Raw genomic sequence first — 12,434 nt, 5'->3', positions numbered from 1 at the left:
TACTTAATCCCTTGCTAATGGGACGTTTACTAAGCAGCTTTTACGGGCGCACACATATATTTCAGATATTCAGCCATATTTGGCGAAGAAAGAGCCTTCCACGCTTCTTCTACAATCAGTTGTTTGCGAATACCTTTTAGCCGGCGCATTTTATTGATAAAAACTTCCATGATAATGATCGTAACCACAGGAAAGAGGATTTTATGGTCTTTTATCGCGTCAATCTCAAAGACAATGAAGCGTTTAGATAATAAATCCAGTTGCTTATCCGAGTTCAATAGGAAATCGTATTCGCCCCCACGATAGTACGGTTCAAGTACATTCAGGAAATTGGCAATGTCAAAATCCTTTTCACGCACTTTCTTTTCTTCCAGTACCTTCTTATAGTCATCACGGACAAATTCATAGAAGGTGTTGAAAGACGGTTCTAACTGTTTGTTCGTCTTCAGCTTTTCTATGTATTGGCTGACCGCATTGGAAAGGGCAACTTCCTCCGCCCGTGAAGGCGGTTCGTTATCCCGTTTCCACAGGGTAAGAATAAGCGTTTTTATACTTTCACGCTTCTCAATATCGAAGACATTATCATCCGTGAAAAAAGGATTAAATGAAATGGGATTTTCTTCGGTGTATGTAAAATATACCCCATCCAGACCGTTTGTTTTCCGGTTAATCAGGTTACATAAGCCCTGATAGCTATTCCCCGTATCCACTAAAACGATGTGCGTACCCTGTTCGTAATACTGGCGGCACATATGGTTGGTAAAAAAGGATTTTCCCGAACCCGAAGGCCCCAAGATAAACTTGTTGCGGTTCGTGATTATTCCTTTTTTCATGGGCAGGTCGGAAATATCCACATGGAGAGGTTTTCCTGAAACCCTGTCAGCCATTTTAATACCGAACGGACTGGGCGAACTACGATAGTTTGTTTCTTCAGTAAAGAAACAAAGAGCAGGTTCAATAAATGTATAGAACGATTCTTCCGCAGGAAAATCCCCACCGTTGCCGGGCATTCCCGCCCAATACAAAGTGGCTGCATCTACCGTGTTGTGGCGTGGTTTACATTCCATAAGAGCCAACTGGCTGCCCACATCATTGCGGATATGTTTCAGTTCCTCCACGTCATCGCTCCATGCCATTACGTTGAAGTGCGACCTGATTGAAGTCAGCCCGAAGCTGTGTGCTTCATTCAGATATTGGTCGATCCATTCTTTGTTGATTTGATTGCCCCTTGAATAGCGGGAAAGCGACTGCATATTCCTTGCACTCTTTTCAAACTTTCGCAGGTTTTCCGCACTGTCTTCGATAAACAGATATTGATTGTAGATATGGTCGCATGAAAGAAGCAACCCAACGGGAGAAGCGAAAGACAAACGGCAATCGCTTCTATCAGTCGATAGTTTTTCGTAACGCATATCCGTTCCGATACGTCCCGGCAGATCTTCCGCATCCGAAAGCGTATGCAGGCACAGGTATTTATCACCTACTTTCATTTCACCGGGAGAGAGTTCCATATCCTGCAAGCAGGTGGTTTCTTCCTGGCTGAGGGAAAAGTATTTTTCGATAATGCCCGCCTGGCTTTGTGTTCCTACGATTTCATCATTACCCATGCGGGTAATACTCACAAAACCGCTGTCATTAATAATCCGCTCGAACTGTTCACAGCTTTCCAGAAACTTCACCGCCGTATCCTTATCCTGTATTTCTTTAGGGATAATAAAACCTCTGGTGAGTGCATTGAAATTGCTTTGGCTCCGGCTGCGTTCCTTAGTGGTTTTCGTCAGAAATAAATAACAGGTGTGATTCAGGAAAGGACGCTCGTTGAAATGTCGTTCGAAAGAGCGGCTAAGAAAACTCATTTCGTCTTTCTGAATATCCGGTGTATACCTTTCTTCCATAAACCAATCCTGCTTATGCACAATACAGTAATTGGGCAGCACCTTGATCGCTTTGAGCCATGCACTGTGAATTGCTTCGTATTCCGCCGAGGTAACCGTAAATAATTCGGGCAGTTCCACTTTGTAGGCTACGGTGATATCCGCATCTTTCGAAAGGATGCAGTCATGTTCCACAGCGAGCAGGGGGAACTTACTTTCCAGTGTAGCGGCTTTTAATACATTCCTCATTGTTCTCTTCTTTTGATGTTACGAGTGAATAATGAAGGGATTCGCTTGCGGTTGATGATAAACCGGGGGTGACTGTGGGAAGCCTGCAATTTCAGCAGGCCATGTTCCCCATACTTTTCATTCAGGTGAAAGGTTCCCCATACCAATACCGAAGCAGAGGCGACACCGAATAGAAGGCATACTGTCTGGTCGATACCTATCATGTACATGATTACAAAGAGGACAAACAATCCCAGCAGTCCTCCGGCAAAAATGAACAGGTACTGGCTTTTCAGCCCCTTAAATTCGGCGCTATGCCCAATCCCTTTGTAGATTGAATACTCTGCCATACCGATTACAGGAAGAATGAACGAAGGATGGTTGCCGCTACAATCAGAAAAATACACGCACCGAACCAACTGGCCGCCGTTTTTGAGGTATCCGGGTCACCACTCGAAAACTTGGAATACACTTTTACGCCTCCGATAAGCCCTACAACGGCTCCAATGGCGTAAATTAATTTGGTGCCGGGATCAAAATACGAGGTCACCATATTGGTGGCCTCGGTTATCCCACCGACACCATTTCCCTGGGCGAAAACGCCCAGCGCACAAAGCAGCAATGCTGCCGAAAACAATACTCTTTTTTTCATTGTCGAAACATTTAAAAGTGATACATAAAAATGAATTCGACAGCGAATATATAGTAGGTAAAAAGCTGATTAACAAGGCTGACGATACGTTACACCAGATGTCATCACTTGTCATCGGAAAGATCAAATATGAAGTTTTATAGATGCTTTTTTGATTGAAAGACTTGTTCAAAATGCCTTTCCGCATAAATAAATGTATTTCGCCTTTCAAAGATTTACATATTCCTAAAATTAAAACTATTAGAATGTGTGAAGAAAAAAACAATTTTATTCCTGTTCAATGGGTGGTCTCTCCAATTCCACTTATACCGCAATTCAAGCGATGAAGCAAAAAGGAGATTATATCATCTTTAATTAACGGTAAATTATTACCTTTGTTAACGATATATAAAACAGGATATTAGGACAACTAATAGTTTTATATGTATAATTATTGTTAATTTTTACATAAAATATAAGAAAACCAGAAAATAAAAATGAATCAAGAAGACCAAAAGTATCTAAATGATTTAGATAAAAAATTATGGACTGCTGCTGATAAATTGCGTTCAACTCTTTCTGCTGCAGAATACAAGCATGCAGTATTAGGTTTGATTTTCCTGAAATATATTAGCGATGCCTTTGATACAAGGAGAAAGCAATTAGAAATAGATTTACGCAATTCCAAACATGATTATTATCTTGATCCACAAGATTTTGACACTTATGAAGAATATGAGCTGGAAATACAATCTGAACTGGAAGTACGCGATTATTATACCGAAAAGAATGTTTTTTGGGTACCCGAACGTGCGCGTTGGAAAGTTCTTAAGGAACTCCATAAAATACCAGTAGGTTCTCCATTGCCCTGGTCAAAGAAAAACAATAAGGGTGAAACAGAATCTGAGAAGATGAAGGGTGTTGCTTTTATGATTGATGGAGCCTTAGAAGCTATAGAAAAAGATAACCCTAAATTGAAAGGTGTATTAAATAAAACATATACACGCCTTAATTTAGATGATTCTAAGATGGGTGAACTAATAGACTTGATTAGTACAATTCCATTTGAGCGAGAATCTCTCAAATCAAAAGATATTTTGGGACATGTGTACGAATACTTTCTGGGACAGTTTGCTAGTGCTGAAGGTAGAAAAGGCGGACAGTTTTACACGCCAAAAGCTATTGTAACATTGATAGTTGAAATGTTGCAACCATATAAGGGACGTGTTTATGACCCAGCTATGGGATCAGGTGGTTTTTTTGTTCAAAGTGAAAAATTCATTGAAACGCATTCCGGTAGAATTGATGATATTTCAGTATATGGACAAGAATATAATCATACTACATGGCAATTAGCGGCCATGAACATGGCTATTCGCGGTATTGATTTTAATTTTGGGAAGTATCCAGCTGATACCTTAAACAACGATTTGCATCCGGATTTACGTGCTGATTATATTATGGCTAACCCTCCTTTTAATATGAAGGAATGGTGCTCTGGAAAAATATCAAATGATGTGCGGTGGAAATATGGTACCCCTCCAGAAAGCAATGCGAATTTTGCTTGGCTTCAACATATGATTTATCATCTTAGCCCGTTGGGCTCTATGGCACTATTGCTCGCTAATGGCTCTATGAGTACTAACACCAATAGTGAAGGTGAAATTCGACGTGCAATAATTAAAGCAGATCTTGTGGAATGTATGGTTGCATTACCGGGGCAGCTTTTTACAAATACACAGATACCTGCTTGTATCTGGTTTCTAACAAAAAATAAAGATGCTCGTGATGGAAAAAGAAAACGGCATGGTGAAATATTATTTATTGATGCCAGAGAAAAGGGATATATGAAAGATCGCGTATTACGTGATTTTGAAGATAAAGAAATTAAAGATATTGCCGAGACATTCCATAAATGGCAACGACTTGCCGAAGGATATCAAGATAAACCAGGTTTTTGTAAATCAGCTAAATTAGATGAGGTAGTTCAAAAAGATTTTGTTTTGACTCCAGGACGCTATGTCGGTACTGCAGAAACAGAGGAAGATGTTGAACCCTTTTCAGATAAAATGAATCGTTTGACTAAGGATCTAAATAGTTATATGAAAGAAAGTACAACTTTAGAAATTAATATAAAAAATATACTTGGAGGTTTGGGGTATGAAATTAAGTGAAATTATTAATTTTAATCCTATCCGTAAAATAGCAAAAGGAAAAGAAGCTCCTTTTGTAGAAATGGCTGCTCTACCTCAGCATTCAAGGGATATTGCCTATGTGTTTCAAAAAGAATTTAATGGCTCTGGTACTAAATTTAAAAATGGTGATACATTATTAGCTAGAATAACACCCTGCCTGGAAAATGGAAAAACGACAAAAGTCAATTGCTTAAAAACTTCACAAATTGGGCACGGATCTACTGAATTTATAGTTATGGAGGCTAAAAATCCGGAATATGATGAAGATTTCATATATTATTTATCTCGCTGGAACGTTTTTAGAGATTATGCTATAGCTAGAATGGAAGGAAGTTCTGGTAGACAAAGGGTTGATTGGAAAGCATTAGCTGATTTTGAATGTAAATTACCGAAGAAGGAAATTAGAAAAAAAAATGGATATATTCTAAAACAATTGGATGATAAAATATCCATTAATAATAAGATAAACATTCAATTAGAAATTTTAGCTCAAACTTTATTTAAATCTTGGTTTATTGATTTTGAACCAGTCAAAGCAAAAATAGAAGCTATTCAAAAAGGAAAAGATCCACAGTTAACAGTAATGAAATTGATCAGTGGAAAAACTAGTCAAGAAATATCTCAAATGCCATTAGAGCAGCGAAAAGAATTAGCTGATACCGCTGATTTATTTCCAGATGAAATGAAAGATGATATTCCGAAAGGATGGAAATTATTACCATTATACGAAACGGCTGAATATATTAATGGTGGGGCATTTAAAGCTAGTGATTTTTCTAAAGGAAAGGAAGGCTTACCAATAATAAAAATAGCAGAATTAAAATCAGGAATCTCAGATCAAACAGAATTTACCATCAAAGAATTTCCCGATAAATATCATATTCATAATGACGATATGCTGTATTCATGGTCAGGTAGTCCTGAAACCTCATTAGAAGTTTTCAAATGGTTTGGAGGCGATGGCTTATTAAATCAACATATATTTAAAATTAACACACAAAGTATAGAACAGAAAGTTTTTGTTTACTATTTGCTCAAACATTTAAAACCTGTTCTGATTGAAACTGCCAAAAATAAACAGACAACAGGCTTAGGTCATGTAACAGTTGCTGACATGAAAAGGATTAAAGTTGTTTATCCAGATAAAAAGGCAATAAAATTAATTAAATTGAAATTGCTATCTATATTCGATATGTCCTCAAATTGCAAAAAAGAAAATGTAACTTTAGCAGAAATAAGGGATACAATTCTTCCAAAGTTAATTTCAGGAGAAATTATTGAAAAATTAATTTAATAGATTTTGTATGGATGTTAAAACCATAAGAGAAAACCCATTGGCTATAAAAAGGATTGAAGATATTCTTCATGAAGCTTACAGTGACAATGAAACATTTAATACTGTTTTTGACTCTGAAAATATTATTGAAATTAACAGTTTAATAAAAGACAGAGAAGCATATAATTTTTTGCCAAGTGATGTTCTTTTCTCAATGGATCGAGACGCTTATTTTGATGAACTCGAAAACTGGTCTAATGGAAAAGTTGAAGAAGAAAATAGAGAGATAATTGATTATCTGAAAGAAATTGATAAAATTAATATTTTCACAGATTTAGTTCAATCAATTGAAAGAAAAAGAATAGCCCCTTTTGTAGGAGCAGGCTTATGTTCATCATTGGGCTTTCCCACATGGGGTACAGCATTAAAAGAAATAGTAAATAGATTGGAAGATATTGATTTATCGAATGCTCTTGAATTAATAGATTCATTTAAATATCTTGATGCTGCGGAAATTCTTTTAGAACAAGATGAGACACAGTTTCTTAATTACATTACAGAAAAATTTTCCTTAAGGCGAGATTGGGATAAAGAAAATATTGTGGTTTCAGCGTTAAAACTGTTGCCAGCTATAAGTTCTGGATGTGTTATTACAACAAATTACGATAGAGTTCTAGAGAAGGTTTTTGAATTCTCATCAAAACCATTTGAGGGATTTATGTATGGCACCCAACAACAAAATAAATTTGTTACAGATCTAATAAAAGGAGATAGGTGTATTTTGAAATTACATGGTAATGTAGGTGAAAAGGAATCATATATTTTTTCAAACTCACAATATGAAAAAGCATATGGGAAAGAACTGGATTTTAAAAAGCCTTTACCTAAGGCTTTACGGCAGATATTTATTAGTCATTCATTACTGTTTCTAGGTTGTAGTTTGGAACAAGATAGGACTTTGGAGTTATTCAAACAAATAAAAGATGAAGAAGAATTTGAAATTCCTGATCATTTTGCATTTTTACCTAAACCTAAGACGGCAAAAGAAAAACGTGAAAAAGAAAATCGATTACTAAAAATAAATATCAAAGTTATTTGGTACCCAACTGATGAACATGATTATGTTGAAAAACTATTAAAATTAGCGATCGAAGTCTCTAATAAAAAAATCAGAATATAATAACAGAATCATGATAAAAGAGCAGCAACTTGAACGTTTAGCTTTATCCTGGTTTCAGGATGTTGGTTATTATTTTCTGAATGGAGCAGATATAGCTCCAGAAAGTAATGATCCTTACCGTAATGACTACCGGGAAGTACTATTAATGCGAGAATGCTTAGATGCTTGGCGTATTATAAACCCTCAAATACCTGTAGAAAAATTAGAAGAGGTATTTCATCTTCTAAAAAATATTCAAGGGGGAAATAATATAACTCGCAATAAGACATTTCACCAATTATTAACTGATGGGATCCGTGTTGAAATTGATAAAAATGGAAAAAAAGAGATAGATCTGGTTTTACCTATTGACTTTAAAACAGTTTCTAATAATCGTTTTTTAGTAGTTAGTCAATTCTGCGTTACTGGACAAAAACAAACCCGATGTCTCGATACTGTTATATTCATTAATGGGTTTCCATTAGCGGTAATTGAACTTAAAAATCCTGTTAATACTGATACTGATGTTTGGGATGCATTTAATCAGTTACAGACATACAAACATGATATAGAAGATTTATTTGTTTATAATGAAGCATTAGTTGTTTCTGATGGAATAACAGCCCGTATTGGATCACTCACTGCGAATAAAGAGCGTTTTTTGCCATGGCGGACTATTAGTAATGAGAACGATCGTCCATTGGTAGAATTTGAATTAGAAAAAGTTATTAAGGGTTTCTTTCAACCTGATTTATTCTTGGATTATATTCGGCATTTTATTCTATTTGAGCAAGAGGGAGAGAATTTGATTAAAAAGATAGCTGCTTACCATCAGTTTCATGCAGTTCGTGAAGCTGTTAATGCAACTGTTACTGCCGCAAAGTTAACAGATGGGGTCACAACAAAAAATATCAGAAATTTTTCTGGAAAAGAAATAATGCCAGGAAATAAGAAAGCAGGCGTTATTTGGCATACCCAAGGCTCAGGTAAGAGCATTTCAATGGTTTGCTATGCTGGCAAATTACTACAGCAGGTTGAAATGCAGAATCCGACAATTGTGGTGGTGACAGATCGGTCTGATTTGGATGGACAACTATTTAATGTCTTCAGTCAAGCTGCTGATTTGTTGAAGCAAACACCGATTCAAGCAGAAAGTCGGGAGGATTTACGTGCTATTCTGGAATCGCAGCAATCTGGAGGTATTATATTCACTACGATACAAAAGTTTTCACTTTATATTGGCGAAACTAAACATCCATTATTAAGTGAACGGCATAATATTGTGGTGATTAGTGATGAAGCTCACCGCAGTCAATATGGACATAGAGCCATCCTCAATACAAAAACGGGCGTATATAAATATGGCTTTTCTCAGCATTTGCGTGAAGCATTACAGAACGCTACTTTTATTGGCTTTACAGGAACACCTATTGCTAATGGGGATAAAGATACGCGTAAAGTATTCGGAGAATATATAAGTATTTATGACATTCAGGATGCGGTTGATGATGGTGCGACAGTACCAATCTTTTATGAAAGTCGTTTGGCTAAATTAGATGTCGACAAACATGCTATTGAAGATTTGAGTCGTGAAGTAGAAGTAATAATGGAAGATGAAGAAGACCTGTATACTCGTGAAAATACTAAAAGTAAATGGACCGCACTTGGAAAGCTTGTAGGAGCAACTCCACGATTAAGACAAGTAGCTGCAGATCTAATAAATCATTATGAACAACGAACTTCAACAATCGATGGTAAAGCTATGATTGTATGTATGAGTCGTGAGATATGCGTGCATCTTTACAACGAAATTGTTGCATTGCGTCCGACATGGCATAATGTGAATCCTGAAAAAGGTGCTATAAAAATAATTATGACTGGGTCGGCTGCTGAAAAAGAATTGTTACGGCCACATATCTACAGCCAAGCAGAGAAAAAACGCTTAGAAAAGAGATTTAAAGATCCTGATGATGAATTAAGAATAGTTATAGTACGAGATATGTGGCTTACTGGATTTGATGTGCCTGTTTGCCATACTATGTATATTGATAAGCCTATGCGAGGCCATAATCTTATGCAAGCAATAGCACGTGTAAACCGTGTTTTTAAAAACAAACCTGGTGGATTGGTAGTTGATTATATTGGTATCGCTAATGAACTGAAGGAAGCTCTTAAAACATATGCTGATTCAGATGGGAAAGGCTCTCCAACTAATCGTATGCAGGAGGCTTATTCAATGTTGATTAAAAATATGGATGCTGTCCGAGGAATGTTCCATAATTTTGATTATTCAGAATATGAAACAAATGCTCTGGAATTATTGATTCCTGCTACTAACTTTATATTGAGTGAACAGAAGGATGGTAAGAAACGATTTTTGGATTTAATGTTAGCCGTTAATAGTTTATTTTCCATATGTAGTACTATAGACGGAATAAAAGAACTTCGTTTGGAAATAGCCTTTTTTAATGCCATTAGAGCAACTATTATTAAATATACAAGTGTCGACTCTAAACGACTGGCAGAAGAAAAAAATAGTGTTATGAAACAAATAATAGATAACGCTATAATTGCAGATGGAGTTGCTGACATTTTTGAATTGGCTGGATTACAGAAACCAAATATCGGACTTTTATCACCTGAATTTATGGAAGATGTAAGAAATATGAAGGCGAAAAATCTGGCAGTTGAATTACTTGAAAAATTATTGAAGGATGAAATAAAATCTTATTCGCGTGGAAATATTATTCAGGAAAGAAAGTTTGGTGATCGATTACTAGAGACTCTTCGTAAATATCATAATCGCGCTATTGAAACAGCTCAGGTAGTGGAAGAATTGATTCAAATGGCAAAAGATTTTCAGCAAGCGCATCAACGAGATCTAGATTTGGGATTAAACTCAGATGAAATTCGATTTTATGATGCTTTATTAGAAAATAATACAGGCGAAGGCGCATTAAATAATGAAGATATAAAATTTCTAGCTCAAGAACTTACTAAGAAGTTAAGAGAAAGTACAACTGTTGACTGGGAAGTCCGAGATAGTGTTCGTGCTAAAATTCGAAATATTATTCGGCGTATGCTTAGAAAATATGGTTATCCACCAATACGATCTCAAGAAGCTATTGATCTAGTAATAGCACAAGCAGAAGTATTAGCTAAAGATTGGGAAAGATAAAAGGGTATGCTAAGAGCGATTGGGTAGTTCGACTTATTCGAAATACGTTCTATTCTTCAGCGCTTTTATAAGGAATCAATATATACTATTTTTTCTTTACTAAATATGGGTTATACAATACTTTTAAAATTCATATATGGAATGACAAAAAATGAGCATAAAAAATAAATATTTACAAACACGGGATAATATACGCGATGCAGGTGGAATAAAACAATATTATATTGAAAACCGAGATAATATTTTGTCTTATCTGTGGATTGTAGTTAGACTCTTATGTCTACTCAGTTTTGGTTGTATCTTATTAGCTTTCTTTGAGAATAAGAAAGTGGAACATGAATCTTCAGTCGGAATATTAGAAACAATTATATCCTGTTTGGGGATTTTTATTGCTATAATCATAACCTATTTTTTTTCTAAACTATATTCAGAGCGATCAGAAAGAATAATGAGAAAGCAACGTATAGATGGGTTCTCAATTAAAATAACCGCTGTTAGAAGAATTGCTACACTTTTAAAAAGCCAACACGAATTTTGGGATAATTTCAAACATTTAAGATATAGAATAGATACTCAAAACAGGTATATGACACTACCTTCTTTTTTGGAACTTAATTTTGATGATTTGATGGAATTCACTAAAGATATAGGAGAGCAACCCGTCCAAACATATTTAAGTGTTAAATATTTGGAACATCCTTCACCTTCCGGTTTTAACCCATTTTCATTGCATAATCACCGGAACTACTCATTAGATGAATTAGATATTATGAAATATGCATGTTCTGTCATATGGAGTTTTTTTGATAAGAATCACACAGACAGGGATTGGAACCTGATAAAATCTTTCTATAAAGATCCAATTATCGAAAATTTAAAAATACCCACTTATATACTTTAATGTACCAAAATTAAAATTCTAAATTTAATCTTTTTCATAATAGGATATAACTATATCCTGTACCTCTTTAGGCCAATCATTAAATCTAGTTTCAATTAAAGTAGATATAGCTTTTATATCTGCAATTTCATTATATCTTTTAATATCAGAACTTCGCATCTCGGTAAAGAAATCCTCTTTATCAGAGGTGCTATTTTTATCCCAGAATTCTTTGAATTCTTTTTTGTCTTCTGAATGGGATTCATTTAAGTATTTGAATAAAGTTTTCATATTAGTTCGCTTTAAATCAATAAGATATTAGATATGTATCTAACCTTATAAAAGTTTTTTCTTAAAGGATGTTAATAAAACGCACACATTAATATCAATCTGAGTATAACTGTCAATATAATTCAAATATTAATTACTAATAAAATTTAGATTATGGACAGTAAACTTACAGTAAAAATTGAAATTTCCGACACATGGCATAATGCTCGTAATAAAGATGGAATTTTTGAAAAGATTGACATCGAAACTATTAATAATACAAATGTTGAGATTATTATAGATGAACAAATTGAGGTTATTATAGATGATAAAGATATATATCCACCAATATTTATTAATAAACGTTTATTAGGTTTAAATACGATTCCTGTTGGTTCAACAACAATCCCTGAAGATAAAAATATCTTTCGGATATTGAAACATAGAAATTGTCATTTAGAAAAATTTCATTTGGTTTTTAGATTTGGAGATAATATAGAAAATAGTAATACCATTAACATAACCAACAAGCAAGTTTAGACTTGTTATAATTAAATTGAGGGTCTAAGCAAAGTCTTTGATATTGTTGATTTTGATTATTAGTATCTATATACCAAATAGCAACAATATTTTTTTGTTCCATTTTAAGAAAATAAGATACATTTTCTCCATGTTCTATTTTTAACTTAGAGTTTGTTTAAATTTTATTCAACAATAATTTTATAGAAGCAATTTTGACCATC

The 12,434-nt window shown here is 34.8% G+C and carries 9 protein-coding genes and 1 pseudogene; 6 read left to right on the top strand and 4 right to left on the bottom strand.

Going from position 1 to position 12,434, the window contains the following annotated elements:
* Positions 1-38 precede the first annotated feature (38 nt).
* From D0T56_RS16010 to D0T56_RS16000, 3 genes and pseudogenes are all read right to left on the bottom strand, one after another.
* Positions 39-2,123, bottom strand: a pseudogene (locus tag D0T56_RS16010) (TraG family conjugative transposon ATPase); the annotation flags it as partial.
* Entirely contained in the window at positions 2,120-2,452 is a 333-nt protein-coding gene (locus tag D0T56_RS16005) for a DUF4133 domain-containing protein (protein ID WP_163321175.1), read from the bottom strand. The pseudogene D0T56_RS16010 and the gene D0T56_RS16005, both read right to left, overlap by 4 nt.
* Before the next feature lie 5 nt (positions 2,453-2,457).
* Positions 2,458-2,754 carry a DUF4134 domain-containing protein gene (locus tag D0T56_RS16000; protein WP_163321174.1) on the bottom strand — a complete coding sequence of 99 codons (297 nt, stop codon included), beginning with the start codon at positions 2,752-2,754 and terminating at the stop codon, positions 2,458-2,460.
* 476 nt (positions 2,755-3,230) lie between these two features.
* On the opposite strand from D0T56_RS16000, the gene D0T56_RS15995 reads away from it, so the two are divergent.
* From D0T56_RS15995 to D0T56_RS15975, 5 genes are all read left to right on the top strand, one after another.
* The gene (locus D0T56_RS15995) at positions 3,231-4,907 is read left to right on the top strand and encodes a type I restriction-modification system subunit M (protein WP_163321173.1); all 1,677 of its coding nucleotides are present in this window, start codon (positions 3,231-3,233) and stop codon (positions 4,905-4,907) included.
* Entirely contained in the window at positions 4,894-6,222 is a 1,329-nt protein-coding gene (locus D0T56_RS15990; RefSeq protein WP_163321172.1) for a restriction endonuclease subunit S, read from the top strand. Before D0T56_RS15995 ends, D0T56_RS15990 begins: the two co-directional genes overlap by 14 nt.
* 10 nt (positions 6,223-6,232) lie before the next feature.
* On the top strand, positions 6,233-7,384 hold the full coding sequence (locus tag D0T56_RS15985) for an SIR2 family protein (RefSeq protein ID WP_163321171.1): 1,152 nt from the start codon (positions 6,233-6,235) through the stop codon (positions 7,382-7,384).
* Positions 7,385-7,394: 10 nt separating this feature from the next.
* Complete coding sequence (locus D0T56_RS15980; RefSeq protein WP_163321170.1) at positions 7,395-10,541, top strand: type I restriction endonuclease subunit R; 3,147 nt, start codon at positions 7,395-7,397, stop codon at positions 10,539-10,541.
* A gap of 151 nt (positions 10,542-10,692) precedes the next feature.
* A complete protein-coding gene (locus D0T56_RS15975; RefSeq protein WP_163321169.1) occupies positions 10,693-11,442 on the top strand; it encodes a hypothetical protein in 750 nt (249 codons plus the stop codon).
* Between the two features lie 24 nt (positions 11,443-11,466).
* On the opposite strand, the gene D0T56_RS15970 is transcribed toward D0T56_RS15975, so the two are convergent.
* Positions 11,467-11,712 carry a hypothetical protein gene (locus D0T56_RS15970; RefSeq protein WP_163321168.1) on the bottom strand — a complete coding sequence of 82 codons (246 nt, stop codon included), beginning with the start codon at positions 11,710-11,712 and terminating at the stop codon, positions 11,467-11,469.
* Positions 11,713-11,865: 153 nt separating this feature from the next.
* Between D0T56_RS15970 and D0T56_RS15965 the strand changes: the two genes are divergently transcribed.
* Positions 11,866-12,231, top strand: coding sequence for a hypothetical protein (locus D0T56_RS15965; protein ID WP_163321167.1), 366 nt, complete (start codon positions 11,866-11,868; stop codon positions 12,229-12,231).
* The last annotated feature ends 203 nt before the right edge of the window (positions 12,232-12,434 follow it).

This window comes from Dysgonomonas sp. 520, from assembly GCF_010501095.1.
Taxonomy (GTDB): Bacteria; Bacteroidota; Bacteroidia; order Bacteroidales; family Dysgonomonadaceae; genus QVMP01.
This window is presented reverse-complemented; position numbering and strand designations above follow the sequence as displayed.